Source organism: Komagataeibacter rhaeticus (assembly GCF_003207855.1).
GTDB classification, from domain to species: Bacteria; Pseudomonadota; Alphaproteobacteria; order Acetobacterales; family Acetobacteraceae; genus Komagataeibacter; species Komagataeibacter rhaeticus.
Genome location: NZ_NKTZ01000005.1, coordinates 180,195 through 207,167, shown reverse-complemented (window position 1 = coordinate 207,167; position 26,973 = coordinate 180,195). Strand labels below are relative to the sequence as shown.

General features: G+C 65.4%; 24 protein-coding genes. 10 read left to right on the top strand and 14 right to left on the bottom strand.

Features of this window, described 5'->3' with window-relative positions; genetic code table 11:
• On the bottom strand, window positions 1-164 hold a 164-nt coding region (locus CFR78_RS08025; RefSeq protein WP_146221271.1), incomplete at its 3' end, for a 1-deoxy-D-xylulose-5-phosphate synthase N-terminal domain-containing protein.
• A 452-nt stretch (window positions 165-616) separates the two neighbouring features.
• Between CFR78_RS08025 and hpnH the strand changes: the two genes are divergently transcribed.
• Window positions 617-1,798, top strand: a complete 1,182-nt coding sequence (gene hpnH / locus CFR78_RS08020; RefSeq protein ID WP_034933662.1) for an adenosyl-hopene transferase HpnH — start codon at window positions 617-619, stop codon at window positions 1,796-1,798.
• 126 nt (window positions 1,799-1,924) lie between these two features.
• Entirely contained in the window at window positions 1,925-3,214 is a 1,290-nt protein-coding gene (locus CFR78_RS08015) for a hemolysin family protein (protein WP_034933660.1), read from the top strand.
• Between the two features lie 200 nt (window positions 3,215-3,414).
• On the opposite strand, the gene CFR78_RS08010 is transcribed toward CFR78_RS08015, so the two are convergent.
• Together CFR78_RS08010 and CFR78_RS08005 are read right to left on the bottom strand one after the other, a co-directional pair.
• The gene (locus tag CFR78_RS08010) at window positions 3,415-5,394 is read right to left on the bottom strand and encodes a transglycosylase SLT domain-containing protein (RefSeq protein WP_034933657.1); all 1,980 of its coding nucleotides are present in this window, start codon (window positions 5,392-5,394) and stop codon (window positions 3,415-3,417) included.
• A 182-nt stretch (window positions 5,395-5,576) separates the two neighbouring features.
• Window positions 5,577-6,455, bottom strand: coding sequence for a uracil-DNA glycosylase (locus tag CFR78_RS08005; protein ID WP_223846541.1), 879 nt, complete (start codon window positions 6,453-6,455; stop codon window positions 5,577-5,579).
• A gap of 129 nt (window positions 6,456-6,584) precedes the next feature.
• Between CFR78_RS08005 and CFR78_RS08000 the strand changes: the two genes are divergently transcribed.
• A complete protein-coding gene (locus tag CFR78_RS08000; protein WP_034933652.1) occupies window positions 6,585-8,396 on the top strand; it encodes a tetratricopeptide repeat protein in 1,812 nt (603 codons plus the stop codon).
• On the top strand, window positions 8,396-9,328 hold the full coding sequence (locus CFR78_RS07995) for a 4-(cytidine 5'-diphospho)-2-C-methyl-D-erythritol kinase (RefSeq protein WP_034933649.1): 933 nt from the start codon (window positions 8,396-8,398) through the stop codon (window positions 9,326-9,328). Before CFR78_RS08000 ends, CFR78_RS07995 begins: the two co-directional genes overlap by 1 nt.
• Before the next feature lie 157 nt (window positions 9,329-9,485).
• Here CFR78_RS07995 and CFR78_RS07990 read toward each other — a convergent pair whose 3' ends face one another.
• From CFR78_RS07990 to CFR78_RS07960, 7 genes are all read right to left on the bottom strand, one after another.
• The gene (locus CFR78_RS07990) at window positions 9,486-10,958 is read right to left on the bottom strand and encodes a Hint domain-containing protein (RefSeq protein ID WP_051672184.1); all 1,473 of its coding nucleotides are present in this window, start codon (window positions 10,956-10,958) and stop codon (window positions 9,486-9,488) included.
• 368 nt (window positions 10,959-11,326) lie between these two features.
• Window positions 11,327-12,313 (bottom strand): SDR family oxidoreductase, encoded by a 987-nt coding sequence (locus CFR78_RS07985; protein WP_034933646.1) that lies wholly within the window; start codon window positions 12,311-12,313, stop codon window positions 11,327-11,329.
• A 145-nt stretch (window positions 12,314-12,458) separates the two neighbouring features.
• Window positions 12,459-13,037, bottom strand: a complete 579-nt coding sequence (locus CFR78_RS07980) for a YqaA family protein (RefSeq protein ID WP_034933643.1) — start codon at window positions 13,035-13,037, stop codon at window positions 12,459-12,461.
• Window positions 13,038-13,076: 39 nt separating this feature from the next.
• Entirely contained in the window at window positions 13,077-13,553 is a 477-nt protein-coding gene (locus tag CFR78_RS07975; RefSeq protein ID WP_034933641.1) for an OsmC family protein, read from the bottom strand.
• Between the two features lie 40 nt (window positions 13,554-13,593).
• Window positions 13,594-15,192, bottom strand: coding sequence for an ATP-binding protein (locus CFR78_RS07970; protein ID WP_110581068.1), 1,599 nt, complete (start codon window positions 15,190-15,192; stop codon window positions 13,594-13,596).
• A 7-nt stretch (window positions 15,193-15,199) separates the two neighbouring features.
• Window positions 15,200-15,919, bottom strand: a complete 720-nt coding sequence (locus CFR78_RS07965; RefSeq protein WP_007397691.1) for a response regulator — start codon at window positions 15,917-15,919, stop codon at window positions 15,200-15,202.
• A gap of 81 nt (window positions 15,920-16,000) precedes the next feature.
• On the bottom strand, window positions 16,001-17,023 hold the full coding sequence (locus CFR78_RS07960; protein ID WP_034933632.1) for a cysteine synthase A: 1,023 nt from the start codon (window positions 17,021-17,023) through the stop codon (window positions 16,001-16,003).
• A 136-nt stretch (window positions 17,024-17,159) separates the two neighbouring features.
• On the opposite strand from CFR78_RS07960, the gene CFR78_RS07955 reads away from it, so the two are divergent.
• Window positions 17,160-17,570, top strand: a complete 411-nt coding sequence (locus CFR78_RS07955; protein WP_034933630.1) for a rhodanese-like domain-containing protein — start codon at window positions 17,160-17,162, stop codon at window positions 17,568-17,570.
• Between the two features lie 30 nt (window positions 17,571-17,600).
• Here CFR78_RS07955 and CFR78_RS07950 read toward each other — a convergent pair whose 3' ends face one another.
• Window positions 17,601-18,494 carry a DUF2272 domain-containing protein gene (locus CFR78_RS07950; protein WP_084149835.1) on the bottom strand — a complete coding sequence of 298 codons (894 nt, stop codon included), beginning with the start codon at window positions 18,492-18,494 and terminating at the stop codon, window positions 17,601-17,603.
• A gap of 255 nt (window positions 18,495-18,749) precedes the next feature.
• Here CFR78_RS07950 and CFR78_RS07945 point away from each other — a divergent pair, with 255 nt between their 5' ends.
• Window positions 18,750-19,748: an aldo/keto reductase gene (locus tag CFR78_RS07945; protein WP_007397695.1), complete on the top strand. Its 999-nt coding sequence runs from the start codon at window positions 18,750-18,752 to the stop codon at window positions 19,746-19,748.
• 129 nt (window positions 19,749-19,877) lie between these two features.
• Here the strand turns inward: CFR78_RS07945 and CFR78_RS07940 are convergent, their stop codons facing one another.
• Together CFR78_RS07940 and CFR78_RS07935 are read right to left on the bottom strand one after the other, a co-directional pair.
• Entirely contained in the window at window positions 19,878-20,234 is a 357-nt protein-coding gene (locus tag CFR78_RS07940) for a hypothetical protein (RefSeq protein WP_007397696.1), read from the bottom strand.
• A gap of 63 nt (window positions 20,235-20,297) precedes the next feature.
• On the bottom strand, window positions 20,298-22,064 hold the full coding sequence (locus CFR78_RS07935) for a Na+/H+ antiporter (protein WP_034933626.1): 1,767 nt from the start codon (window positions 22,062-22,064) through the stop codon (window positions 20,298-20,300).
• A gap of 277 nt (window positions 22,065-22,341) precedes the next feature.
• Between CFR78_RS07935 and CFR78_RS07925 the strand changes: the two genes are divergently transcribed.
• Together CFR78_RS07925 and CFR78_RS07920 are read left to right on the top strand one after the other, a co-directional pair.
• A complete protein-coding gene (locus CFR78_RS07925; protein ID WP_007397699.1) occupies window positions 22,342-23,283 on the top strand; it encodes a DnaJ C-terminal domain-containing protein in 942 nt (313 codons plus the stop codon).
• On the top strand, window positions 23,280-23,609 hold the full coding sequence (locus CFR78_RS07920) for a chaperone modulator CbpM (RefSeq protein WP_007397700.1): 330 nt from the start codon (window positions 23,280-23,282) through the stop codon (window positions 23,607-23,609). The genes CFR78_RS07925 and CFR78_RS07920 overlap by 4 nt, the downstream gene beginning before the upstream one ends.
• Window positions 23,610-23,687: 78 nt before the next feature.
• Here the strand turns inward: CFR78_RS07920 and CFR78_RS07915 are convergent, their stop codons facing one another.
• Complete coding sequence (locus tag CFR78_RS07915; protein WP_007397701.1) at window positions 23,688-24,089, bottom strand: hypothetical protein; 402 nt, start codon at window positions 24,087-24,089, stop codon at window positions 23,688-23,690.
• Window positions 24,090-24,314: 225 nt separating this feature from the next.
• On the opposite strand from CFR78_RS07915, the gene budA reads away from it, so the two are divergent.
• Together budA and alsS are read left to right on the top strand one after the other, a co-directional pair.
• Window positions 24,315-25,118: an acetolactate decarboxylase gene (gene budA, locus CFR78_RS07910; protein ID WP_007397703.1), complete on the top strand. Its 804-nt coding sequence runs from the start codon at window positions 24,315-24,317 to the stop codon at window positions 25,116-25,118.
• 76 nt (window positions 25,119-25,194) lie between these two features.
• Window positions 25,195-26,886 (top strand): acetolactate synthase AlsS, encoded by a 1,692-nt coding sequence (gene alsS / locus CFR78_RS07905; RefSeq protein ID WP_034933619.1) that lies wholly within the window; start codon window positions 25,195-25,197, stop codon window positions 26,884-26,886.
• Window positions 26,887-26,973 lie beyond the last annotated feature (87 nt).

Below are 26,973 nucleotides of genomic sequence, written 5' to 3'. Positions count from 1 at the left end.
TGGCCGCCGGTGGTGGAGACGGCATCGATCGTCTCGGAGCGCAGTTCATCCGCCAGCTGCCTGAGCTGCTCCACCGAAAGGTTGCGCAGGTCATGGGGGCCCCGCACACGGTCAAGCTGCGGGTAGCGACCAAGGGTGGGAATCGCGGGTCTGGTCTGGTCCATGATGTTCGCGTCCATTTTCTGCGCAGGCCCTTGCCCCGCCTGCGGGGAGGAACCGGCCCGGGTTTCGGTTTGGCCGGTCGGCCCCGGGATCGGGACCGGATACCAGGCTGCTCCGGCGGTGATGAATGGCGGCTCATGGCACGAAAACCATGGCGACCGTAGCGTAATCGCGATGTGTTACTCCGGTTAAGCGTGTAAATACAGTCTCTAATTCCCTGACTGTTGTTAATCGGCCACACCGAAGCCAATAGCAATTGAATACAGGATGGTTTCTGTCCTATACCCTCCCGAAAGGCTTCATGTGTCGTACAAGTCCGCAACCTCGGCATGCTCTATGTGCACGGCTGGGCGATGTTGGGCTTGTTTTCTTGTAGGTGGATGTGACCATAGTCCAGCCTACCAGACTTGAAATATGAGACCGGCGGTTGGGCCGGTGCAGGAGCAGAGGTTTCATGGCCGTTCCTATTATGCAGGCAGTCCGCGTTGGCGCCTATGTTGTCAAGCAGCATGTCACGCGGCGCAAACGTTATCCGCTCGTGCTGATGCTCGAGCCGTTGTTCCGCTGTAACCTGGCCTGCGCCGGGTGCGGCAAGATCGACTATCCTGCGCAGATCCTCAATCAGCGCATGACCGTGCAGGAATGCCTTGATGCGGATACCGAGGCCGGCGCGCCCGTGATTGCCGTGGCGGGCGGCGAGCCGCTCCTGCATAAGGAAATGCCGGAAATCGTCCGCGGGCTGATCGGTCGCAAGAAATACGTCTACCTGTGCACGAACGCCCTTCTTCTGGAAAAGAAGATGGACGATTACGAACCGAACCCGTTCTTCTCGTGGGATGTGCATCTTGATGGCGATCCGGCCATGCATGACGCATCGGTCTGCCAGGACGGCGTGTACGAACGTGCCGTCGCCGCGATCAAGAAGGCAAAGGCGCGCGGGTTCCGCGTATCGATCAACTGCACCCTGTTTGACGGGGCCGACCCCAAGCGCGTCGCCGCCTTCTTTGACGAAGTGATGGCCATGGGCGTCGATGGCATCATGACCGCGCCGGGCTATGCCTACGAGCGCGCGCCGGATCAGGAACACTTCCTGAACCGCCAGAAGACGAAGCAGCTGTTCCGTGACATCTTCCGTCTGGGCAAGGGCAAGAAGTGGCGCTTTACGCAGTCGCCGCTGTTCCTGAACTTCCTGGCGGGCAACGAACAGTACCACTGCACCCCGTGGGGCAAGCCGCTGCGCAACGTGTTTGGCTGGCAGCGCCCGTGCTACCTGCTGGGTGAAGGCTATGCCAAGAGCTTTGAGGAGCTCATGAACGACACCGACTGGGCGGCTTACGGCACCGGCAACTATGAAAAATGCGCCGACTGTATGGTCCATTCGGGTTACGAGTCCACGGCGGTGATGGATGCGGTCCGCCGCCCCTGGCACATTGCCAAGGTGGCGCTGTTCGGGCCGGAGACGGAAAAGCCGATGGCCCCGGAAATCTCGCTGGCGCACCAGCGCCCGGCCGAATACGTGTTCACCCAGCATGTGGATGCGAAGATGGCGGAACTGGCGGCCCGCAAGAAGCCTGCGGCCCCCCCGCGCGTGAACCGGGTTTCGGCGCCGGCGGAAACGGCCGACGCTGCCGACTGACTGCGTTCAGGCCATCTCATATCGTGACGACTGGAAAGGCGGGGCATTTGTCCCGCCTTTTCTGTTATGGCCCCCCATGCGGGGCCTGTGCCCGCGCGGGCAATTATGCTGTAGGATGGCGGGATCATGGTTGTCTCACTGATTGTCATATTGTGCCTGGTCCTGCTCAACGGACTGTTTGCCATGGGCGAACTGGCGCTGATTTCCGCCCGGCGGGCACGGCTTGCCATTCTGGCCCGCAACGGCACCAAGGGGGCTGACCGCGCGCTGAGGCTTGCGGCCGACCCGCAGAGTTTCCTGCCCACCGTCCAGATCGGCATGACCCTTGTCTCGATTCTGGAAGGCACGTTTGGCGGCAACAGCATCGAGGCCGGGGTCAGTCACTGGCTGTCCCATGTACCGGCCCTGCGTTCCATTGCCGATGAACTGGCCATGTTCCTTGTGGTCAGCGCCATAACCGCCGTCATGCTGGTGCTGGGGGAACTGGTGCCCAAGCAGATTGCCCTGCAGCAGCCCGAACTGATCGCGGCGCGCCTGTCGCTGCTGCTGGAATGGATGGCGTGGGTTACCCGCCCGGTGGTGTGGCTGCTGGGCCGCTCATCCGAACTGGTGCTGCGGCTTGTGGGGATTGGCGGCTCGATTCGTCAGTCGGTCTCGGTAGAGGAACTGCGCGCCTATATTGCCGAAGGCGCGCAGGCGGGCGTGCTGGAGCAGGAGGAGCGCGACATGATCGAGCGCCTGCTGCGGCTGGCCGAACGCCCGGTACGCGCCATCATGACACCGCGCAACGAACTGTGCTGGGTCGAACGTCATGTCCCGCGTGCGCAACTGCTGCAGGTCCTGCGTTCGACCACCTATTCACGTATCGTGGTGTGTGAGGGGGGGGTGGATAATCCCGTTGGCATCATCCTGGCCAAGGACATGCTGGACCGCTTCCTGGATGGCAAGAGTCCCTCGGTCGAGATCGGGCTGCGTCATCCCATCTCGGTGCCCGATACGCTGTCCGCCTTCGACATGCTTGAGCGCATGCGGGCCTCGCCGCTGGGGCTGGCGCTGGTGCTGGATGAATACGGGTCGTTCGAGGGGATCGTGACCTCATCCGACCTGTTTGGCGCCATCGTGGGCGAACAGCATGAGCCGGGCAGCACGCCGCCCCAGCGGCTGGGGCACGACAACGTGCTGGTACTGGATGGCGCCATGCCCGCCGATGAGGTCAAGGACCGGCTCGGCCTGTCGGACCTGCCGGCGGAAGGCAGCTATCATACGCTGGCGGGACTGATACTGGCTCTGCTGCGCCGCGTGCCGGCCAGGGGGGACAAGGTTGTGTTCTCCGGCTGGCTGTTCGAAGTGCTGGAAATGGAAGGCCGCCGGGTCGTGCGCGTGCAGGCCAGCCGTCAGCTCCTGGCTGAAAACTGAAAACCAACTTAAGTAACGCATTGATAAAAAAGAAAAGTTTTTGGTGAGGCTTTTTCAAAAAGCTTCAGGAAATGCTGCCTTTCTGAAAGAAGGCGGCACCCACAAACTTTTTCCCATGCTGTGCGGGCTGTCCCAAAAAAAGGGGCGCATCCCGGCAAGGATGCGCCCCTTTTTCGTAGGTGTCCGGTGCCATGGCCCGGTCAGTGGAGGGTGTGGCCCCCATGCCCCGCCATGGCCACCTCGGCCCCGAAGCCGGGCCATTCATTGCGGGCCAGTGTCTCAAGCGAGGGGGCGGCAACGCCCAGCCGGTCGGCATAGATCCACAGATAGGTAAAGGCCCGGCGCACGTAGTCCCGCGTCTCGGCATTGGGCAGGCTTTCTATGTACAGCAGGGGGTCTTCATCTTCCGCCATGGTGGCGCTGCGGCGCGAGATGGCCGAAGGCCCGGCATTGTAGCTGGCCAGCATGCGGATCATGTCACCACCGGGCGGCACATGCGCGCCATCGGCCTGCGTGGAAAGCTGGGCCAGATACAGCACGTAGCGCTGCCCGATATCCAGATTGGTGGCCGGGTCATGCAGCGCAACCGGGCGGCGGGTGAAGTGTTCCTTGTCATGGATGACAAAGTCCGCCGTGACCGGCATTACCTGCATCAGGCCATGTGCGCCGGAGCCGGACACGGCATTGCTGTCGAAATTGGATTCCAGCCGGGTCAGGGCATAGACCAGTGCCGGGTCCATGCGGAAGCCATGCTCGGGCTGCAGCGGCGGCAGCGGGAAGCGGGCGGTGTGGGTATTGTGCTCGCTCTCGTTGGTGTCGATCAGCATGAGCATCTGGGCGGACAGCGCCTTCATGCCCATGGCATCCGCCACCATCTGGGTAGAGTGGCACAGTGCCGCGTCATTCTGGATGTCGGGCCACATGCGGCGCAGTGCGGCTTCCGCCCGGTCGCGCTCGCCTACCTGCAGCAGGGCGAAGGCACGCCGGCCGACAGGGGTGGCCGCCACGGCCTCAATGTCGATTTCACCCAGGACCGGGCTGCCGGCATGGATGTCCTGCCGTTCCGTGGCAAGCGTTACATCACGGCTCGCGGCAATGGTGTCGGGCGTATGGCCAGCCCTGCCGCCGGGCGTGCGCCGCAGGCCAAGGATCTGTGAGGCCAGCTGGCCATAGAAGGTGTGGGGTGCCGCCGCCGCCCGGTGCAGCCATGGCTGGTAGGCCGCCACATCGCCCATGGCCTGATGGGCGCGGGCGGCCCAGTAGGCGGCGCCCGCGCGGATGCTTCCCGGTGTCAGGCTGGCGCGGGAGGCGGCTTCGAACAGCGGTTCGGCTATGTCGGGACGGGCCTGCCGCCACGCGGCCAGTCCCGCCACGTAACCGGCAAGGCCCAGCCGCTGGCCGGATTTTTCAAATGCTTCGCGCGCCATGGACAGGGCCAGCCGGTTTTCGCCGCTGCTGAACATGCTCATGGCTATTTCGGCCTGCAGGTGGGCGGCATACAGGTCATTCATGCCCGGTGTCATGGCAATCAGGCGCAGGGCGCTGCGTGCCCCCTTCACCCCCTGTGCCGCGCGCTCGCGCACGGTGTGGTCAAGCAGGCTGTTGCGGGTAAAGACGCGCAGGGAGGGATCATCCTCCTCCGGCAGGCGGATATGCTGGGGCGGGTGTGCGCTGTCCAGCGCGTTGTTGGTGGGGGCCGGCGGCAGTGGCCCCCCCCTGTTGGGCATGGCGGACAGCAGCGCATAGATGGCCGGTGAATCCGCCAGTCCCGAAAAGGTACGCAGCCACAGCCGCAGCTGTCCCGCGCTGGGATGGTAGGCGGGGTTGAGGTAACGCGCGGCCAGGATGTCACCCAGCAGGGTATCGTCATGGATGGCGGCCGTCTCGCGGATGGCATCATCGAAGCGGCCATCGGCCTGCAGGCGGAACACCCGGCGGATATGGCTGACATCTTCCGGTGAGAGCGGCCGGGGCAGCCCGGCGTTACCGTGCGCGGGCAGGCGTGGAAGGGCGAGTGCCGTTTCCTCGTTATGGTCACCGGCGGGGGTTGGATCCTGATCCATCCTGCCGGCTTCCACTGTTTGGGCACGCAGCGGCGCGAACGCGGCTCCTGCCAGAAAAGCGGCGCCAGCCAGAAAGGCCGTCACCGCGTGATGGGGGGTATTGATTGTCCCTCGCATGGCGAAGCGGATTTAATCCCTGCGCAGACAGAAAGCAATAGCTAATGCGGATCGCGCAGGTAAATAAGTTTTCAGAACAGATACTGCAACTATTATGTACAGCTATGAAACGCCTGCCGGAACTGGAACGAATATCATCCTTTGCGCATGCTAATAGCCGGGAATGATTATGTTAATACCCTTTATGATTTTGCAGCCATGTTCCCAAGTGTTTCACGTATTGACAGCATGTCCCGCCATGTGTCGCGGCGCGCGGTTGCGCTGGCGCGCAACTGCTGGGGGTGACGCATGGCCAGCACCGGCACGCTGGGCGCGCTGGCCGTGGGGGGCAGGCCGTGTGCGGGCAGGGTCAGGCTGCGCCACCGGCCCCGCATGCGGGCCGCGGTAGCCCCCCCTTCCAGCAGGAGGGAGACCGGCAGGTTGCCCATCACGATGACATGCGCCGGACGGGCAAGGATGATGGCGCGCTGGATGAAGGGCAGGCAGATCCGGGTTTCGGCCTCGTAGGGGGGGCGCCCGCCGGGCGGGCGCCAGGGAATGACGGGCGCCCGCAGCAGGCTGTCCCACGCAATGCCGATACTGGCGAACATGGCCCCGACCAGTGCCCCGCTTTCCCCCGCGAAGGGGTGGCCACTGCGGTCCTCATCGGCATCGGGGGCTTCGCCTATCAGCATGAGCGGCGCGCCCTGCGGCCCTTCCACGCCAACGCTGTGGGTTGCCGTCTCCCGCAGCGGGCAGGCGCTGAAATCACGCATGGCCGCATGCAGTTCCGCCAGCGTGCCCGCGGCCTGCGCCGCCGCCTGGGCCGCGGCCACGGCCTGTTCCACCACCGGGGCGGCCGGACGTGGCGTGGCGGGACGCGCGGGGGGGGGCGCAGGGGGCGGGGGGTGGTTATTTCTGTGTCCATTCCCCCTGTCTGACTGTATGGGGGGGGACTGTGGCACGGGCGCGCGGTTGTGTATCGTGGCTGCCTGCGCCATCCAGTCATGTGGGTGGCTGTCCAGTGCCTCATCGGCACCCCATTCCACATACAGGCGCAACAGGGACAGGGAATCAGTCATCGGATGGATATACCCCGCACCGGCACAGGCAATGCAGGCGTGCGCCGTCCCGCCTTCATGCGCAGGGTTTGGCAGCGGACGCCGCACGCGGTAGATTCTGGCGTCATGCTCTTACCTCGTCTGTCACGCATGGTCGTGGCCTCCCTTGTTGTACCGCTCCTGGCCGGGATTCCCAACCGGGAAATGCGGGCGGCCACGCCCGATGACGCCATCGTCCATGCCGGGCAGCAGGATCTGGCCACCAACCTGCTGGTGGGCACCGTTGCCGCCAGCGAGGGGGATAACGCCGAAGCCGCGCGGGCGTTTGCCGCCGCCGCCCGCCTTGCACCGACGTTCCGCCTGTTCGGGGAACGGGCCTTCTTCTACAGCATCATGGCGGGCAGCCCCGAAGCGGCGGCGCTGGCCAGTGTCCAGCCCGGCGGGGTCATGCCCGACCTGGTCATGGGCAATGCCGCGGCACTGGCGGGCCGGTGGGACAGCGCGCTGGCCAATTACCAGAACGCGCCCGACGACCCGATCATGACCCTGGTGCGCCCGCTGCTGCGCGGCTGGGCGCTGCAGGGGGCGGGGCGGACGGATGAAGCGCTGGCCGCCCTGGAGCCGGTGCGTACGGATCGTACGCTGGGGGGGTACTACACCGTGCATGCCGCCCTGATTGCCCGGATGGGGGGCCAGCAGATGAAGGCGGATACGCTTTTCCGCCAGTCCATCGGCATGTCGGGGGGGGACCTGTTTACCGCGCTGGTGCTGGCGCACTGGCTTGTGGCGCAGGGGCATGAAGCGGATGCGCAGGCGCTGGTCAACCAGCGTATTGCCGCCATGCCGGTGCTGGAAGCGGCGCGTCCCGGCATCATGGCCATGATCAGGCGCCCGATCGTGACCCATGCGGCACAGGGGCTGGCGCAGGCCTATGGTCTGGTAGCCCTGCTGATTGACCAGCAGCTTTACGCCCATGATGGCGCGGATGATGACCGCCAGCCCGACATGGCGGCTGAAATCGGCACCCTGCGCGGTACCGAGCAGATGATGCTGCGCATGGCGCTGATGCTGGACCCGGCGGATTCGGAGGCGCGTCTCCTGCTGTCTTCCACGCTGCATAACCGCAAGCAGGACCGTCAGGCGCGTGCGGCGCTGGACGGCGCCCCGGCGGATGATCCGTTCCTGCCCGTCTACCGTACCGAACAGGCGGATCTGGATCTGGTGATGGGCCACAAGGAACAGGCGGCGCAGGAACTGCGCGACCTGCTGCATGACGCGCCCGCCGACCGGATGCTGTGGAGCAGCCTGGGTGATGCCCTGCTGGACCAGCAGAAATGGCCCGAGGCGCTGGATGCCTACCGGCACGCCACCGCCCTGACCCCGCACCGGCTGGAAGGTGACGACTGGCGGCTGCTGTTCGGGCAGGCCATCGCACAGGAGCGCCAGAACCACTGGCCGCAGGCGCGTGCCCTGATCCAGCAGGCGCTCCAGCTTGCCCCCAACGAGGCGGACCTGCTGAACTATCTTGGCTATTCCATGGTCGAGCATGGTGAGAATCCAGCCATGGCCGAAAACTACCTGCGCCGCGCGCTGGCGCTGGCCCCGTCCGATAACCAGATCCGCGACAGTGTGGGCTGGGTGCTCATGCGTCTGGGCCATGTGGCCGAAGGGCTGCCGCTGCTGGAACAGGCGGCCGAGCAGATGCCACAGGACCCGGCCATCAATTACCATCTTGGCGTTGCGTACTGGATGGCGGGCCGCCGGCTGGAGGCGGTGAATGAATGGCAGAACGCCATCCAGTTCCAGCCCGACCCCATGGACCGCCGCAAGATCATGGCGGCCCTGGCCTATGCCAGGGCATGGAAGGCCGGCCCGGCGGCTCCCGGCGTGGCGCTTCCGTCCGATCTCAGGCCGGTCATGGCCACTTCTTCCCATTCACAGTCAAACGGAACCCATCGCTGATGTCACCCCTGCACGAACTGGCCCATGCAAAGATCAACCTGTACCTGCATGTCACGGGCCGGCGGCCGGCGGATGGCTATCACCTGCTGGACAGTCTTGCCGTTTTCGCGGGAGCCGCGGACAGGCTGGAACTGACGGCGGGAAGCGGGCGGGGCGGCCGTGTGACGCTGGACATCAGGGGCCGGTTTGCCGCCGGGCTGGGGGGGGATGACCGTGCCGACAACCTGATCGTACGCGCGGGGGCCGTGCTGCGTGAACTGGTGGGGGCGGACGCCGCGCGCCACCTGCCCGATGTGGCGGTCGTGCTGCACAAGGAGCTGCCCGTGGCCTCGGGCATCGGGGGGGGCTCGGCCGATGCCGCCGCCGCCCTGCGGCTGCTGCTCAGGGTATGGAAGCTGGACGTGCCACGGGCGGCCCTTATGGCGCTGGCCACGCGGCTGGGCGCGGATGTGCCGGTCTGCCTGGACCAGCGTGCCGCCCGGATGGAAGGAATCGGGGAGGAACTGACCCCCGCACCCATCCTGCCACCGTGTGGCATGATGCTGGTCAATTGCGGGGAGAGTGTCTCCACCCCGCAGGTCTTCAGGACACGCGCGCCGGTCTTTACGCCGCGCGCGGTCCTGCCGCCGCAATGGCATGCGCTGGCGGACATGGTGCGTGACCTGTCGGCCCAGACCAACGACCTGCAGGACGCGGCCTGCGCCCTGTGCCCCGAAATCACTACCGTGCTGTCGGCCCTGCGTGCCGCGCCCGGCTGCCGCCTTGCACGGATGAGCGGGTCGGGTGCCACCTGCTTTGCCCTGTTTGACAGCCCGGCGGCGGCACGGGCGGCGCAGGATGCGGTCCAGCGTGCGGGATGGTGGGTCTGGGCGGGGGATCTGTGCCGCAATGGTGGCAACCCGGCCGTTGGCGCGGATTCGATACCGGCCTGACAAAGTGGCGTATCCAGGCCCGTCGGGCATGGCGCGCCATATTGCGGCCACATCGGTATCGGTTATCGGCACCCGGTGGCGGTACGGACCGCTGGCGCGGGCGCATCGCCGCCGGGCTGCCGTCGGCCCCCTGCCCATGGGCGGGGGGGGGATGCGCTCAGGCTACGTGTGCGATGCCTGTTTCCACCGTTCCGGCGGGCGCCATCCAGCGCCGCATCGTATAGGTGCAGTCAATGCGCAGCATCACATCCGTGGCGCATTCCGCCCACAGGCTGGGGGACAGCGTCAGGGTGCCCCGTGTCCAGCGCCAGTGCACGCCGTCATCCGCTTCCTCGGAATGGAAGCCGGGGGCAAGCGCGGCGTGATCAAGGTCAATCCGTGTTTCAGCATGCAGGCCGTCATGGACATACAGGCCGCTGACCGAAAGGCCCAGCGTGCGGTGATCATGACAGTCCGACCCGTTGGCGGGGACGAAGGTCTCTGAAACCAGGCAGGCGCTGCGCGCCGTGGCGGGAAAGCGGAACTGCACGCCACCCTCCACACGGGTGGCATCGATCCGCCGGCCGTCAACCACCAGATGCGGGTCCATGTCGTGCTCCGCCCATTTCCAGCCCATGGCCTGCGCCCGCGCGGTCAGGCGGCTGCGGATGGCGTCAATGACCGGGCCACCGTCAATGAAGGGGCGGGCATAGTCCGCAAGCGTTGCGGGCGTGCGTTCGGGGTCAACCCGCCCGAAGCCGATGGCAAAGGCGGCGCGATTGCCGACATCCATATAGCTTTCGCTGGGCAGGCCATTGGAAATCAGCAGGTCATGACTGTCCAGTTCGATATGGCGGTAACTGACCCTGTCGCACGGTACCTGTGTAATGGTTGTGCCATTGACCAGCTGGAAAGCGGGTACCAGCACTTCATCCATGACCGTGACGGCAATGCCATGACCGGGCGAGACCAGCAGGTCGCGTTCGGGCCGGCCGGGCGCGAAGGCGTGGGCCGCGATGCGCACGGGCCAGCTTTCATGGGTGCCGCTGGCGCGCGCGGCACAGTGGAGCAGGCTCTGCCCAACCCAGCGGACAGGCCGGACGGCGCCCGATGCGGTCACAACCCTGTCGCCCGCCATCAGCGTTTCCACCGGAACGTCACCTGCGGGTGTACGGATGAGGGTCCCGTCCACAAAGCAGGCGGTGGTGCCCCCGACAAAATTGCCCTGTGTTCCGTTCGCGCCCAGCGTTACGCTGTTATAGGAACCATCGGCATTGGGGGTAAGGGGTGTTGCGGACAGCAGGTAGCATGCGCCGGTTGAGCCGTCTGACAGCCACATGGCATCGGTGTTGGAAAAGCCGATCTGCTGGTAGATGCCCATATCGGTCATGGTACCGTTGATATCGGCAGTGACCTGCAGGCCGCCCTGGTTGTCAACGCTCTGGAAGGTATAGCTGCTGGGTGTTGGTCCTGTGCTGGTACTGGTGCCCTGTGAATCAGGTGTTACTGAAATGGTATTGTGATCTATTCCCTGTTCCGTGCTGGCAGAAACAAAATGGTTGCTTCCAGATACCGTATAGTTATTCAGGGTTGAATAGCTTGTCTCTATCTTGTTACCAGAAGAATCGCCGATGCTTGCATAGTCAGTCATTTATCCTGCCTTTAAATTGCAATTTATATCAAAACATTTCGATCGGTAACATATGTAACAATTCATCGCAATGCTGCTCGCAAAATGCGGGCATGCATTCTCCAGCGGCATGATCGATGCTGTTTTTTGGGGAAAAGTACCGGCCATAATCCGGTGGCCGGTTCCGGCCGCCGCGCCGATACTGTGTCGGCGGGCTGTCTTCCGCCCCCTGAAGCCGGGGGGCGGGATGCTGCCTGCTGGCAGGTAAAATGTCAGCTTATATAAGGGAAATCAGGAGACCGGGACCGGACGGGCGCGCGCCGCCCCATGACGGGGCGGGCCATGATGTGGGCAACCGGCAGGGCCGGTCCGGGCCTGTCGCCGCGGGGTTATCCCCGCCTGCGGCGCAGCGCCAGCAGGAGCACGCCCACGAACCCCATCAGCGTGGCAAGCTGGGCATGGCGTGTGGTCAGCAGCAGCGGCATGGCCTTGCGTGTGACCATGTCAAAGCGGCCGTGGGCGGCATAGGCACCGGGTACGGTTTCGTACAGGTCATCGGGTTCATTCCCCTCAACCGGCGTCTTTTCCATCTGCCGTGCATAGCCCCTGCCCGCCAGCCAGCTATCCGACAGGCCGGGCAGGAAGGTGGCCAGCATCCAGTTGCGTACGCCAGACAGGCCAACCCAGATGTCACCCTGCTGGCTGAAGGCGGCGCGGCAGATGGCTTCGGCCGCGATTTCAGGCTCGTAGACCGGCCCCGTCGGTTTCAGGCGCTTGCCGGTATGGTTGCGCGTCCATGAAAAGCGGGGGGTGTTGATGGCGGGCAGGTGCACCAGCGCGATATGGATCCGGTCGCCATCATGCAGGATTTCGGGGCGGATGCTTTCGGAAAAGGCCCGGACTGCCGCGCGGGCGCCATTTTCCACCGCCTGCAGTGGCGGCGGCCGCAGGCTGGCCAGCCGGTCCAGGTTGACAATCGTGCCATGGCCACGCCGGCGCATGCGGGTCAGGGCGGCCCGCGTGCCGTTGACCGTGCCAAGATAGGTGACATCCGTGGCGCGGCGGATCTCATCGGCTTCCAATGCTGCGACCTGTCCGGTCACGCTTGCCCCGGCACAGTTGACCCATAGCGTGATGGGGCCGAGTTTTTCCTCGATGTCCTCCGCCGCCTGGTCCATGGCGGCGGCGTCGGCCACGTCCACGCACACGATATGGGTGCGTACATTCAGCTCGCGCAGTTCCGCCGCCGCATCCCCCAGCCGGTCACGGTTGCGGCCGACAAGGGCGACATCGCACCCGGCGCGGGCAAGTGTGCGTGCGGTGGCGCGGCCGATCCCCGCGCCCGCTCCGGTAATGACGGCAACCTGCTGCGGCATGAACTGTGCTCTCCCACCCATTGGCATCCCGGCCCTGCCGGGCCATGGGGCGCGCGCAGGACAAACTTACGACAGGACCCGTCATATCACGCCCGGTCCCGCCCGAATACTGCCGCATGCCCCGCCTCCGGGCGCGGGAACCCTGTCAGATGTATCTGAGCGCCACGATCCCGACAATGATGGCCACGGCCACCATGCCCGCCACCAGGGGCAGCCTGCGTTCGATAAAGGCCTGGATTGGCGCGCCGAAGCGGCGCAGCAGCGCGGCCAGCAGGAAGAACCGCGCCCCGCGCGTAATGGCGCAGGCCATAAGGAACGGCATCAGCGGCAGATGCGCGGCCCCGCTGGCGATGGTGACGAATTTGAACGGGATGGGGGTCAGCCCCTTGATCAGGATGATCCAGATGCCCCATTCGCGAAAGCGGTCCTGCAATGTCAGCAATGTATGTTCGGCATGATAGAACCGCACTATGGGCATGGCGGCATATTCCAGCAGGAATGCGCCGATGCACCACCCCAGAACCGCCCCGCACACGCTGGCCAGTGTGCAGATGGCGGCAAGGCGGAACGCGCGCGCCCTGCATGTCAGCACCATGGGCACCAGCATGATGTCGGGCGGCAGGGGGAAGACGCTGGCTTCCGCAAAGGCGATGACCGCCAGCCAGATGACGGCATGCGGGCTGGCGGCCAGGCCAATGATGCGGGCGTACAGGCGATCAAGCATTATCGGGCAATGCCACTGTCACCTGCTGGCGGCAAGCGCTTATTGCGCGCCTGTTACCCGTGGCTCGCACAGCACGGGAAAGCTGACCGAGCGCGCGATGCAGCTGCGCATGGCCGCATCCTGATGCAGGTCGATCACCTGCTGGATGTCGTGCGCGGTGGAAAGGGCGGCGTGGGGCCGCAGGATGACCTGGGTGAAGGAGAAGGAACCATCCTCGAATTCCTCCAGAAGGGCCTCCGCATGGTCGGCATAGGAAAGGATGCCGATTCCCATCGCCGTGCACAGATGGATGAACCAGAGTTGATGGTCGGCGCACAGCGCGCCAAGCAGCAGTTTTTCGGGATTCCATTTCTGTGCGTCCCCGCGGAAGGCTGGCGCCGCCGAGCCGTCGATGACCGGCCTGCCGGGGCAGTGCAGTTCGTAGCTGCGTTGGGGGGCCTGCCGGGAAGCCTCGTCGTTGCCGCCGTTTCCGGTCCATAGAAGCGAGACCTGATAGCGGTGTGTTCTGTCCGGCATTGAGCGCTATATCCTGAATTGTCCGTACTGGAATCGGACCTTAGCAGACAAGTGTGACAGTCACACGTAGTCCATGCGGATGGCGGTTGCCTAGCCGGATATCGCCACCCAGTCCCCATATGATGTTGCGCGAGATCGACAGTCCCAGCCCCGTGCCCCCCGTTTCGCGGTTGCGGCTCTGTTCGGCGCGGACAAACGGGTCGAACATGCGCTCCAGGTCCTCGGTCGGCAGGCCGGGGCCTTCATCCTCGATCAGGATGGTGACCCTGTATTCATCCGCGTCATCGCCCGCGCCACGATGGGGGGGGAGCAGGATGATCCTGGCCCCCCCGGCATATTTGACCGCATTGCTCACCAGATTGCCCAATGCGCGCTTCAGCGCCACCGGCCGGGCGCGCACCAGCACGTCAGGCATTTCGGATGAGAACGTGACCTTGCCTTCCAGCGCGGGGCAGGTCTCGGTGGTTTCATCGGCAATGGTCTGCAGCAGGGCGGTCAGGTTGACCTGGCCCATCGGTTCACGCTGGGAGGCATCGCGGCCAAAGGCGAGTGTGGCCGCCACCATGGCTTCCAGTTCATCCAGGTCGCTGAGCATCCTGGCCCGCATCTCGTCATCCTCGACGAATTCCGCCCGCAGCTTCAGCCGCGTGATGGGCGTGCGCAGGTCATGGCCGATCGCGGTGAGCATGAGCGTGCGATCGGTCAGGTAGCGGCGGATGCGGTGCGCCATGGTGTTGAAGGCATGGGCGGCGCGGGCGACTTCACGCGGCCCGTCTTCGGGCATGGGCGGTGCGTTGACGTTGCGGCCCAGTTCCTCGGCAGCGGCGGCAAGGGTGCTGACGGGGGCGATCAGCCGGCGCACGCCCCACAGGATCAGGACCCCGCCCGCGTATGTCATGATCAGGAAGGCTATGGGAAAGGTGGGGGAACGGAACAGGCTGGGCCGGGGCAGGATGTAATGGATCGTGACCCAGCGCCGTTCATCGGGCAGCAGGAAGGCGACCGTGCGGTGCCGCCCCGTACCGGGTGAGACCATGACCTGCTCGGGCCGCAGCGACTGGGGCAGTGGCCCCATGCCGCCATCGCCCTCGCCGGGGCCGTCCGGTCCACCGGGCCTGCCCCCCCAGCGGAAGCCCCTGGGGCCGGGGCCGCCCTCTTCGCCAAAGTGGTGTCCCTCGGGGCCGAATCCGCCGCCCATGCCCCCGTTCGGGCGGCCATTCCAGTCATCGGGGCCGTGCATGTGGGGCTGGGGGTGGGGGGCAAGCGCCAGGCCATTGACCATGTCCGGTTCGGGGCCGGGGGTCAGGGTAATGCTGACCCCTTCGGGCAGATGCAGGGCCGCCAGTTCGCGTGCCCGGTCCTCGGGCGCGGTTTCAACAATGGCGCGGTAATAGGTGAAAACCTTGCTGCGGGCCTGTTCATGGATCATGCGCTGGTCAAAGTCGAAGCGGTCCATGGCATGGATGGTCAGCCCGACCACCTGTATCACGCCCAGCCCCCCCATGAGCAGCAGCGTGGTACGCGCCGCCAGGGACTGGGGCAGCAGGCGCCGCATCAGGCGCTGCCACCAGCCCGGTGGGGCCTCGGCTGCCTGCGGGGCGGGCGTGAACAGGAAGGAGGGCCGGGATTCGGAGGGCATGGCGCGCTCAGAGACGCTCGACTTCCGCCGCCAGTACATAGCCACCGCCACGTACGGTCTTGATCAGCTGGGCATTGCGCCCGTTATCTTCCAGCTTGCGGCGCAGGCGGCTTATCGCCACGTCGATCGCACGGTCGAAGGGGCCGGCCTGCCGTCCGCGCAGCAGGTCGAACAGCATGTCGCGCGTCATCACGCGGTTCGCACGTTCCAGAAGGGCCAGCAGCAGGTCGTATTCGCCGCCGGTCAGCGGGACCTCGACCCCGTCGGGGTTGAGCAGCCGCCGCCGCCCGGTATCGAGCATCCACCCCGCGAAGCGCAGCGTATGCAACACCGGCACGCTGCGCGGGTCGGGCGTGTCGCTGGCCCGGCGCAGCACGGCGCGGATGCGCGCCAGAAGTTCACGCGGGTTGAAGGGTTTGGGCACGTAATCATCCGCCCCCAGCTCCAGGCCGATGATCCGGTCCGTGTCATCGCCCATCGCGGTCAGCATCACGATGGGTACGTTGGCCTGCGTGCGCAGCCAGCGCGAGATGTCCAGCCCGCTCTCGCCGGGCAGCATGAGGTCAAGGATGACCAGCTGGTAATGCCCTTCCGACCAGCGGCGGCGGGCTTCGTGTCCGTCACGCGCCGTGGTGACCCGCAATTCGTTGCGTTCCAGGAACCGTGCCAGCAGGTCACGGATCTCACGGTCATCATCAATGATCAGGATATGCGGCAGTGGGTTCATTCCACCACTCTACACCACTGCACGGCGTGAAACAGCAGGTGTTTCACTCCGTTGCAATCCGGTCGCATCCGGCGTGTGGCGTCAGGCCAGCCAGCGGGGAACCGGCAGGTTCCGTTCCCGCAGGAAGGCGGGGTTGAACAGCTTGGACTGATAGCGCGCCCCGCCATCGCACAGGATGGTGACAATGCGGTGCCCCGGCCCCATGGCGCGGGCAACCCGGATGGCGGCGGCAATGTTGATGCCCGCCGACCCGCCAACGGACAGCCCTTCGTCAATCAGCAGGCTGTAGATCTGCTCCAGCGCCTCCGCATCGGGGATGCGCACGGCATCATCGAAATGCAGTCCCTCCAGGTTGCCGGTCACGCGGGACTGGCCGATGCCTTCGGTGATGGAGGACCCGCTGACCGACAGGTCGCCCGACTTGACCCAGCCATACAGGCCCGACCCTTCCGGATCGGCCAGCACGATGCGCGGGCGGGCGACACCGGCCCTGCGGGCTGCATCCTCCAGCCCCAGTGTCACGCCCGCCAGCGTCCCGCCCGTGCCGCATGAACAGGTGAAGGCATCGATTTTCCCGCCCGTCTGTTCCCAGATTTCGGGGGCGGTGGTGTGGCGGTGGCCTTCGCGGTTGGCGGTGTTGTCGAACTGGTTGGCCCATACGCCGCCCGTCTCTTCCGCCAGGCGGCGCGAGACATGCACGTAGTTGCCCGGATCACGGAACGGCTTTGCCGGCACCAGGCGCAGGTCCGCGCCGATCATGCGCAGGAAGTCGATCTTCTCCCGGCTCTGGGTCTCGGGCATGACGATGATGGAGCGGTAGCCGCGTGCATTGGCCACCAGTGTCAGGCCGATTCCGGTATTGCCCGCCGTGCCTTCCACGATCGTGCCGCCGGGCCTGAGCGTGCCCCGCCGCTCGGCGTCGTCGATGATGGCAAGCGCCGCGCGGTCCTTGACCGAGCCGCCGGGGTTCATGAATTCCGCCTTGCCGTAAATATCGCATCCCGTTGCTTCCGATGCCCGTCGCAGGCGGATCAGGGGCGTATGGCCGATCGCGGCCGGCATGTCCGGTGAGAGGGAGGAGGCGGGATTTGCACTTTCGGCCATAAGGCAGCACCTTCGCTGGTCTGGATCAGAAGTAGGCGGCATGGGGCCATGCCGGGTGTGTTGCATTCCCTACTATCAGGAATGCGCATTGCTTGGCATATCCCTAAACCGGTTTTCCCGATGAAAGGAACCAGTGATGATTGACGATATTTCGCCCACCGCCACATGGGAGGCCGTCAGCAGCCGCCCCAATGCCTGGCTGGTTGATGTGCGTACCCCCATGGAATGGGAACATATCGGCGTGCCCGACCTGTCGGGTGCGGGCAGGGCGCTGGTGCTGGACAGCTGGCAGCTGCCGCCGGCGGGCCAGGTCAACCCCGATTTCGTGAAGACGCTGGAGCAGGCGGGCATTGGCAAGACGGATGAGGTCTATTTCATCTGCCGTTCCGGCGCGCGCAGCATGGCCGCGGCACACGCGGCCTATGACGCGGGCTATCACAACGTCTTCAATGTGGCTGACGGGTTTGAAGGCCCGCCGGATGCCGCCGGTGGCCGGGGCAGGCTGGCGGGCTGGCAGGCATCCGGGCTGCCCTGCACGCGCGGCTGACGCCAGCGTGTGGGAATGCCCCGCGGGCGGCTAGCGGTCCGTCTGCGGTTCACTGTCCGCATCGTAGCGCACCTGGAGCACCGCGCACCACGGATAGCGGGAATCCAGGCTGTTGCCCCTGCGGTCGGACAGGCGCCCGTCCGGCCCCACCGGCACATGGGTCAGGGCCACCGCGTCATCTATGTTGCCGCCGATGATGCTGATTTCGTGGCCGAAAGGCGCATCATCATGCGGGCCGGCCACCACGAAGCCGCAATGGGCGGGAAAGCCCTGCGCCGTTGGCAGGTCACGGAAGCGCACGGCCTTGCTGGCCCCGCGCCCCACGCAGATCAGGTCGCCCAGCTTTGGCGCGTACCGGGCGGGATTGCGTGCCTTTACCCCCTTTTCCTTCCCGCTTGCCGCGGCATTGATGTAGGTGGCGTGGTTGGGGGAATAGGCAAAGCGGTCATTCGCCCCGGCCACCCGCATGACATAGGAAATGAACGCCGCCGACCATGCATAGCGGCCATCATGGACAAAATCGGTTATGTGGCCATCCGCGTCATGCTTGCCGTCCCACGAGGACTCGCTCTCCTGCGGGTCCTGACCGATCCACCAGTATTCCCCCACGCGCTGCCACAGGCCGGGCGTGCGCTCGGGCTTGGTTACGGGGGTGGTGGGCTCAAGGCGCAGTTCAGGGTCGTCATCATTGACCGGCTGGCCGAACAGCCGCCATTCGCGCAGCGCTATGGCCACGACATCCTGCCGGGTAAAGGGTTCGTAATTACGGGTGGCGAAATCCGGCACATGGGTGTTGACTGCCAGCGGCCCCGCCCCCGTGGCGTACTGCGCCACCGGGGTGGTGGCGCGGGATGCATGGTTGTCCGGCCCGTGGGCACAGGCGGCAAGGCAGGCCAGGGGAACGAGAAGGGCTATCTTGCGCAAAATCGGCACTCCATTGCAGGCGGCGTGTTCCCTCCATACGGCGCGTACCGGCCGTAAGGAAGGGGGCGGCGCCCGGTTCGGGCAGAAAAAACGCAACGCCTGCACGGGGTTCGTGTTGGAGGGCGGGGGTTGAGCCGCATGCAGGCCAGCAGCCAGGCCAGCGCGGGTGGTCATGCGCGCGGGGCGTGGCAGCATGTCCCCCGGCGTGGCCCGCACCATGCCCGCGTACCGGTTACGAAATTAAGGGGAGAAGTCATGACACAGCCATCCGTTACGGAAACCACCACCATCCGTGGCCTCCGGCATCCCGTCTCGCGTATCGCCCTTGGCACATGGGCCATTGGCGGGTGGATGTGGGGCGGGCCGGATGACCGGCAGGCCGTTGCCACCATTCATGAAGCGCTGGATCTTGGCATCACGCTGATCGATACGGCGCCCGTGTACGGTTTTGGCCATTCGGAGGAAATCGTGGGCCAGGCCGTGGCCGGCCGGCGCGACAGGGTGGCGATTGCCACCAAGGTCGGGCTGGACTGGAATGCGGACCACAAGCCTTTCCGCAATACGTCGGCGGCGCGCATCCGCCGGGAAATCGAGGATTCACTGCGCCGCCTGCGCACCGATTACATCGACCTGTATCAGGTGCACTGGCCCGATTCCGCCATCCCGATGGAGGAAACCGCCCGCACGCTGGAAGACCTGGTGCGTGAGGGCAAGGTGCTGGCGCTGGGGGTAAGCAACTTCACCATCGCGCAGATGGAGGCGTTCCGGGAATTCGCCCCCCTGTCCACCGTGCAGCCGCCCTACAACCTGTTCGAACGCGCGATGGAGCACGACATCCTGCCCTATGCCCGCCAGCACGACCTGGCCATCCTGGCCTACGGGCCGCTGTGCCGGGGGCTGCTGTCGGGCAAGATGACGGCGGAGACGAAATTCGGCCCCGATGACCTGCGCAGCGCCGACCCCAAATTCCAGCCGCCCCGCTTTGCGCATTACCTGCAGGCGGTGCGGGAACTGCAGGACTTCGCGCGCGAACGGCATGGCAAGTCGCTGCTGGCGCTGGCGATTCGCTGGGTGCTGGACCAGGGGCCGACCATTGCCCTGTGGGGTGCGCGCCGCCCGGACCAGATCGCGGCGGTGGCGGATGCCACCGGCTGGCAGCTCAGTGCGGAAGACCGGCGTGAGATCGATGCCATCCTGACCCGCTGCATCCCTGACCCCGTCGGGCCGGAATTCATGGCGCCACCGGGCCACTGAACGCATGGGCCGGAAAGGAACCGGCGCGGACGGTAAAAAACTTCGGGATGCCGCCTTTTTGAAAAAAGGTGGTGTTCCCCCGGTTCCTTGTGGGCGGACCGGCGCATGGGCGGCTTTCGCGGCAGGGGGCTACTGGTTCAGGCTGCCGCCCACAGTGCTGCTGTAACGGGTCTGCCAGGCGCCCAGTTCCACCATGCACTGGCTGAAGAACTGCACATGGCTGCCCCCGGCCGAGATCTGCGCGCTGCCCCCGTTGGCGCTGGTGATCGCGCCCATGGCGCCTTTTGTCTCGCATTTCTGCTCGGCTGCCACGTAGCGGGGGTCGTGTTCGTCCATCGTGGCCTCGTAATTGCGGACATGCCCGTAGGGTGAATTGGCATGGGGGCGGTGCTCGGGCACATTGAAATGGTGGGAGCGGGCCTGGGCGCCGGTGGCCGCGAGCATGGCCAGACCCAGCCCGGCCAGCAGGGTGCGGATGGGGGGCATGGGAATCCTCCTTCATGGTGCCCGGATACATGTGGCCCATGTTGGGGCCACCGCCCCTTTGTGTCAGCCTGTTACAGCTTCAGCCATGCATTCGGCGCGGGACTGGGTGGCGGGGCCGGGCGCGGGCTGTGGCGGACTGTCGGGACGGGGCAGGGCGCGCGCCTCGATCTGGAGTTCCTGCTCGATGAAGTCCAGTTCCTGGTTGATGGTCCATTCGGTCTCGTCATTGATGTGCTTCTGGACCACCCGCATGTGCAGCCGTTCGCGCATATGGCGGATGATACGGAAGCGCAGCGCCAGTTCCGTGCGTTTTTCGCGTATGGCGGCGGCGCGGATGCTGGCTTCTGCCGCGCGGGAATTGTCCAGCCTGTGCACCGTGTCCTGGTATTCGTGCAGCAGGCGGGCAACGGCTTCCTGCTTCAGGTCCAGCGTTTCCTCATTGCCGGGCCGGGCCTCCATTTCCTGATGCGCCAGGGCCGCCTGTTCGGCATGCAGCGCCTCTATGGCGGTCTGCGCCAGTTCGATGCGCATCATGTCCAGTTCATGCAGGGAGGGATCGTCCTCGCCCGTGCTCATGCCGTGCAGCAGGGGCGGAATGGCAAGGCTTGCCAGCAGCAGCGAGCTTATGATCACCCCCGTCGCCAGCGTGACCAGCAGGTCGCGCCCCGGAAACCCCGGCCCCGCCAGTGTCGCCACCGGCAGCGAGAGCACGGCCGCCAGCGTAATCGCCCCGCGCGTGCCCGCCACCGTCATGAGCAGGATGGTGCGCACGGAAGGGATGACCGTCTTGCGGTGGCGGAAACGGGCGAACAGCCGCCGCGCGGAAATCGAGACCCAGATCCACACGAAGCGGATCAGGCTCATCATGAACTGGATGCCCAGAATTGCCAGGATCAGGAACCATGGCGAAATCCCGCCCGCCCGCGCGATCGCCGCCCCCCCGCTGACCAGCTGCGGCAATTGCAGCCCCAGTAGCAGGAAAATCACGGCATTGAAGGTGAAGTTCACCATGTCCCACACGGTGGTGGCCTTGAGCCGGGTTTCGGTGCGGGCCTCGTGCATCACCCCGGTGAACTTCACGGTCATGCCGCCCGCCACGGCGGCCAGGATGCCCGAGCACTCCACCGCGTCCGCGATCAGGTAGATGCCGAAGGGCAGCATCATGGCCAGGATGATCTGGGTGGGCGGGTCGTCATAGCCGCGCGTCAGCAGCACATGCTCCGCCCGGCAGGCCGCCCACGCGCAGAGGATGCCGATCACGATGCCGCCCGCCGACATGAAGATGAAGCTGCCCAGCGCCTGCTGGAACGAGAACAGCCCCGTCATGGCCGCCGCTACCGCGAATTTGAAGCACACCAGCCCCGATGCGTCGTTCAGCAGCGCTTCGCCATGCAGGATGTGCACCACGCGCGCGGGGGCCCGCCCGCCCTCGATCATGCTGCCGACCGAGACCGCATCGGTGGGCGACATGACGGCAGCCAGCGCGAAGGCCGCGGGCAGCATGATGGGCGGGATCAGCCAGTGGATGAAATACCCGCATGCCAGCGTGGTAAAGACCACCAGCCCCAGCGCCATCATGATGATGACGTTGCGCAGTTCGCCAAACTCGCGCATCGGCATGCGGTAGGCATCGGCATAGAGCAGTGGCGGGATGAACAGCAGCAGGAACATGTCGGGGTCAAAGCCGATATCCAGCCCCGCCAGGGCCGCGATCGCCCCCACGCCGATCTGGATCAGCGGCAGCGGCACGGGAATGCGCCCAATGCGGGAGATCAGGCTGCTGATTCCCGTTACGGTCAGTAATGCAAGGGTGATGAAAACGGCATGCATCAGGAATGTGTCTTTTTGTATTTCTATTGATTTGGGGGAATACTTCATTTTCCAATCAAATAAAAATACAAAAAATGTTATTCCGAAGTCTCCGTTTTGTTATTTCCACCTGCCTGCCATGCGTGGGCTGAAGATTTCAGGCCCCTTCATTGACCCTGCCCTTCCCACTTCCCATTATTGAGGAAAGAGTGGCCACCGGGCCGTATTCATGGTGTTAAGGGCAGGGCGGGCATGGCAAGAGCGGGCCGGCCATTCCTGACGGAGGAACGATTTTCAAGTGAGCAAGGATCCATACGAAGTACTCGGCCTGAAGCGCACGGCCAGTCAGGATGAGATACGCAAGGCCTACCGCAAGCTGGCCAAGAAGTACCATCCCGACCTTAACCCGGGTGACAAGGTGGCGGAGGAGAATTTCAAGGCCGTGGGTGCCGCCAACGCCCTGCTGTCCGACGAGGCGCAGCGCGCCCGCTATGACCGGGGCGAGATCGACGCCAGCGGGCAGGAAAAGGGGTTCTATGGCGGCGGGCACGGTTACCGTGACCATGCCGAGGGGCCGCAGGGTTTCAATTACGGTGGCGGCCAGTTTTCGGAAGATGACCTGGGCGACATCTTCGGCACCATGTTCGGTCAGGGCGGCGGCGGCGCGGGTTTTGGCGGTGGCTTCCGCCGCCGGCCGCAGGGGCCGCAGAAGGGGGCCGACCGGCAGTACGCGCTGACCGTGAGCTTCCTTGAATCCGTCAATGGGGGCACCTCGCGCATCACGCTGCCCGGCGGCGCGCAGCTGGATGTAAAGATTCCGCCGGGTATCGAGAACGATCAGGTCATGCGCCTGCGTGGCAAGGGTGATCCCGGCCATCAGGGCGGCCCGGCGGGTGACGCGCTGATCACCATTACCGTGGCGCCGGACGAGACCTATACCCGCGAGGGCAATGACATCCGCATGTCGCTGCCGGTGGACCTGAAGACGGCGGTGCTGGGTGGCAGCATAACCATTCCCACGCCGGCCGGCTCGGTCAAGATGAATGTCCCGCCCCATTCCGACAGTGGCAGCGTGCTGCGCCTGCGCGGGCGCGGGGTCAAGGCCCATGGCAAGCATGAGGCGGGCAACCTGTATGTCAGGCTGGTGGTGACCATTGGCACCGTGGACCCGGCGCTTGAGGCCTTCCTGAAGGACTGGACCCCGGGCGCCACCACGGAGCAGGGGGGGAAGAAGGCATGATCACGCTCGAGACCCTGTGCATCCGCATCGGCAACGTGCCGGTGGAGGACGTGCAGGGCTGGATCGACAGTGAATGGCTTCGGCCCGAGGGCACGCGCGGACACTACCTGTTCCGCGAGATTGACGAGGCGCGGGCCCGGCTGATCCGTGAACTGCGCGAGGACATGGGCGTCAATGACGAAGGGATGCCCGTTGTCCTCTCGCTGCTGGACCAGCTTTACGCCGCCCGCCGCCAGATGCGCCGCCTGCGGGAGGCGATCAGCGTGCCGCGTGAGAACGAACTGCGCAGCCGGGTGCGCGCCCTGCTGGCCAGCATGCACGACTGAGCCGCCCGACGGGAAGGGGCATGGCGCGCATGACCGTACCATGCCCTTCATGCCGGCTGGCCGGCGCGTCGTGCGTGTTCAGTCCGCGCGGCTGAGGGGCAGGTCCAGCTTCTGGCCCGGCTTCTCGCCCTGCATCTGCAGGTCGGCGGCGTTGGGGGAAGTCAGGCGGAAGACGGTGCGCGGGCTGTCATTGACCGAGCGCAGCGATGTCCCGTCCTGTACCTTCAATTCGATGGTCCGCCCGGTCAGGCCGGTGATCTTGCCCAGTGAATCCGGCAGCTGCAGGTAAAGCCGGGCTGCGGGGCCAAGGGCCTTGTTGGCGGTAATGGTGACGGGCTTCAGGCCAAGCGCCGTCCATGCGCCGGTATAGGCGCCGGGGCCGTAGGGTGGCTTCGGGTCGCTTTCGGCACGGGCGGCGCTGCTGCCCGCGACAAGCCCGCCCAGGCTGATGGCGGCAAGCGCCATGTGGAATGGTTTCATATCCGGTCATCCTGAATTGTCGTGTGGTGGGCACAATGGCAGTCCCGTGCGCCCGAGGGCAAGCACCAGCCCTGCACGCCTGTCCTGATGGGGGTTGATTCCATATATTTTCAATATGGAAATACGCCTTAATATATATTGGACGTACGGACACCGCTGCCGCACCATCGGCCTGCAATCACAAATAAGCGGGTGAGACGGTGCGGCCAAGGCCATCGCCACCCGATGCAGGAGACTGAGGTCGTGAAGCTGAAATGCTACTCGGTAGGGGATGTCGACACCCGGTCCAGCGCTGCGGATTCGACTGGCGTGCGCCCACGCATGAACCGCCTGTACCAGACATCCACCATGGCCGCGCTGCTGGACGCGGTCTATGATGGCGAGACCACGCTTGATGAACTGCTGATGCACGGCAATTTCGGACTGGGCACGTTCAACGGCCTGGATGGCGAGATGATCGTCAATGACAGCGTGATCCACCAGTTCCGTGCCGACGGGCAGGCGGGCCGCGTGCCGGGCGATCTCAGGACCCCGTTCGCCTGCGTCACCTTCTTCAACCCGGAGAAGGAATACATGATCGACACCGCGCAGGACAAGGAAGGCTTCGAGGCGATTGTCGACCGTCTGGTCAACAATCCCAACCTGTTCGCCGCCGTGCGGTTTACCGGCATGTTCGAACGGGTCGAGACGCGTACCGTGTTCTGCCAGTGCAAGCCCTACCCCCCCATGCTGGAAGTGGTGGCCCGCCAGCCCACCATGCAGCTTGGCGCCGCCACCGGCACCATGCTGGGCTTCCGTACGCCGGGCTACATGCAGGGCGTGAACGTGGCGGGCTACCACCTGCACTTCCTGACCGAGGACGGGCGCCGTGGCGGCCATGTGACTGATTATGGCGTGCTGCGTGGCAGGCTGGAGGTCGGCGTGATCTCGGATGTGGAAATCCAGCTTCCGCGTACCGAGCAGTTCGCGCGTGCCAACCTGTCCCCCGAAAACATTCATGAGGCCATTCGCGTGGCCGAGGGCGGCTGAGGGTCTTCCCTTCCCGCCTGACCAACCGCCCGCCCGGCCACCGGCTGCGGCGCCAACCGTTCAGGACACCTGAAACATGACTGACAAGACCAAATCCGCCGCGCCGGAGTGCGGGGCGGACATGATCGTCCGCAACCTGGTGGCACACGGCACCACCCATGTGTTCGGTATTCCGGGCGCCAAGGTGGACCGCCTGTTCGACGCCCTGGTGGACAGCCCGATCGAGACGGTGGTGACCCGTCACGAGCAGAATGCCGCCTTCATTGCCGGTGGCATCGGCCGCCTGACCGGCAAGGCGGGTGTTGCCATTGCAACCTCCGGCCCCGGTGCGTCGAATTTCGTGACCGGGCTTGCCACCGCCAATTCCGAAGGGGACCCGGTGCTGGCCATTGGTGGCGCGGTCAAGCTGGCCGACCGGCTGAAGCTGACCCACCAGAGCATGGACACGGTTGCCCTGTTCCAGCCGATCACCAAATACAGCGCGGAAATCACGTCCCCCGCCGCCGTATCCGAAGCGATTGCCAACGCCCTGCGCTTTGCCGAAAGCGGCCGCCCCGGTGCCGCCTTTGTCAGCACGCCCATGGATATCCTGTCCATGCCGGCGGAAGGCAAGGTGCTGGCGGGCCGCCCCCAGCCCACACCAGGTGCCGCCCCCGTCGAGGCCGTGAACGAGGCGCTGGGCCTGATCCGCAAGGCGCAGCGTCCGGTCATCCTGCTGGGCCTGCTGGCCAGCCGCCCCGACGTGTCGGATGCAGTGCGTGCCCTGGTGGCCACCACCGGCGTGCCGGTCATTGGCACCTACCAGGCGGCCGGTGCCGTCTCGCAGGAACTGTCCGACCGCTTTGGCGGCCGCGTGGGCCTGTTCCGCAACCAGCCGGGCGACCAGCTGCTGCATGAGGCGGATCTGGTGATCTCGGTCGGCTACAACCCCATTGAATATGATCCGTGGCTGTGGAATGTCGATAATGGCCGCAAGATCATCCATGTCGATGTGGTGCCTGCCGAACTGGATACGCATTACGACCCGGCGGTGGAACTGATTGGCGATATCGCGGCATCCGTCCGCGCGCTTGCGGCCCAGGCCGGCAAGCTGCCGCGCGCGCCGCAGCTTGAGGAAATCCTGAGCCAGTACCACGCCACCCGCCTGTCCGCGCTGTCGGGCGCGCGCAGCACATCCAATACGGCGGTGCACCCGCTGCAGATCGTGCGCGAGCTGGAGCAGTTCGTCACCCCCGATGTCACGATGTGCCTGGACATGGGCACCTTCCACATCTGGCTGGCGCGTTACCTGCTGTCCTTCCGCGCGCGCCAGATGCTGATCAGCAACGGCCAGCAGACCATGGGCGTCGGCCTGCCGTGGGGCATTGCCGCAAGCCTGGTCAACCCGGCGCAGAAGGTCATCTCCATTTCCGGTGACGGCGGCTTCATGATGTCGTGCATGGAACTGGAAACGGCGGTGCGGCTGAAATGCAACCTCATCCACATGGTCTGGGTCGATCAGGCCTACAACATGGTCGAGATGCAGGAGAAGAAGAAATACGGCCGTGGTTCGGGTGTGGATTTCGGGCCGATCGACTTCGCCATGTTCGCCCGTTCCTGCGGTGCGCATGGCATTGCCGTCCATTCCGCCGACGGCGTGGCGGGCGCGCTGCGTGAAGCCATGGAGGTCGAGGGCCCGGTCGTGATCTCGGTGCCGGTCGACTACTCCCAGAATCACCTGCTCATGAAGCCGCTGGCCAGCCTTGGCGAGACCTCGGCGGCGGCGTAAACCAGCCCTGGCGTGATGAAAACGGCCCGCCATGCCCTGACCGGCTGGTGGGCCGTTCCGTTTGGACATGTGACATCGGCATTTTAT

Bases quoted from the DNA above. Each gene is read 5' to 3' on its own strand.
- hpnH (WP_034933662.1), top strand. From the start codon at position 617: ATGGCCGTTCCTATTATGCAGGCAGTCCGCGTTGGCGCCTATGTTGTC.
- CFR78_RS08015 (WP_034933660.1), top strand. From the start codon at position 1,925: ATGGTTGTCTCACTGATTGTCATATTGTGCCTGGTCCTGCTCAACGGA.
- CFR78_RS08010 (WP_034933657.1), bottom strand. From the start codon at position 5,394: ATGCGAGGGACAATCAATACCCCCCATCACGCGGTGACGGCCTTTCTG.
- CFR78_RS08005 (WP_223846541.1), bottom strand. From the start codon at position 6,455: ATGACTGATTCCCTGTCCCTGTTGCGCCTGTATGTGGAATGGGGTGCC.
- CFR78_RS08000 (WP_034933652.1), top strand. From the start codon at position 6,585: ATGGTCGTGGCCTCCCTTGTTGTACCGCTCCTGGCCGGGATTCCCAAC.
- CFR78_RS07995 (WP_034933649.1), top strand. From the start codon at position 8,396: ATGTCACCCCTGCACGAACTGGCCCATGCAAAGATCAACCTGTACCTG.
- CFR78_RS07990 (WP_051672184.1), bottom strand. From the start codon at position 10,958: ATGACTGACTATGCAAGCATCGGCGATTCTTCTGGTAACAAGATAGAG.
- CFR78_RS07985 (WP_034933646.1), bottom strand. From the start codon at position 12,313: ATGCCGCAGCAGGTTGCCGTCATTACCGGAGCGGGCGCGGGGATCGGC.
- CFR78_RS07980 (WP_034933643.1), bottom strand. From the start codon at position 13,037: ATGCTTGATCGCCTGTACGCCCGCATCATTGGCCTGGCCGCCAGCCCG.
- CFR78_RS07975 (WP_034933641.1), bottom strand. From the start codon at position 13,553: ATGCCGGACAGAACACACCGCTATCAGGTCTCGCTTCTATGGACCGGA.
- CFR78_RS07970 (WP_110581068.1), bottom strand. From the start codon at position 15,192: ATGCCCTCCGAATCCCGGCCCTCCTTCCTGTTCACGCCCGCCCCGCAG.
- CFR78_RS07965 (WP_007397691.1), bottom strand. From the start codon at position 15,919: ATGAACCCACTGCCGCATATCCTGATCATTGATGATGACCGTGAGATC.
- CFR78_RS07960 (WP_034933632.1), bottom strand. From the start codon at position 17,023: ATGGCCGAAAGTGCAAATCCCGCCTCCTCCCTCTCACCGGACATGCCG.
- CFR78_RS07955 (WP_034933630.1), top strand. From the start codon at position 17,160: ATGATTGACGATATTTCGCCCACCGCCACATGGGAGGCCGTCAGCAGC.
- CFR78_RS07945 (WP_007397695.1), top strand. From the start codon at position 18,750: ATGACACAGCCATCCGTTACGGAAACCACCACCATCCGTGGCCTCCGG.
- CFR78_RS07940 (WP_007397696.1), bottom strand. From the start codon at position 20,234: ATGCCCCCCATCCGCACCCTGCTGGCCGGGCTGGGTCTGGCCATGCTC.
- CFR78_RS07935 (WP_034933626.1), bottom strand. From the start codon at position 22,064: ATGCATGCCGTTTTCATCACCCTTGCATTACTGACCGTAACGGGAATC.
- CFR78_RS07920 (WP_007397700.1), top strand. From the start codon at position 23,280: ATGATCACGCTCGAGACCCTGTGCATCCGCATCGGCAACGTGCCGGTG.
- CFR78_RS07915 (WP_007397701.1), bottom strand. From the start codon at position 24,089: ATGAAACCATTCCACATGGCGCTTGCCGCCATCAGCCTGGGCGGGCTT.
- budA (WP_007397703.1), top strand. From the start codon at position 24,315: ATGCAGGAGACTGAGGTCGTGAAGCTGAAATGCTACTCGGTAGGGGAT.
- alsS (WP_034933619.1), top strand. From the start codon at position 25,195: ATGACTGACAAGACCAAATCCGCCGCGCCGGAGTGCGGGGCGGACATG.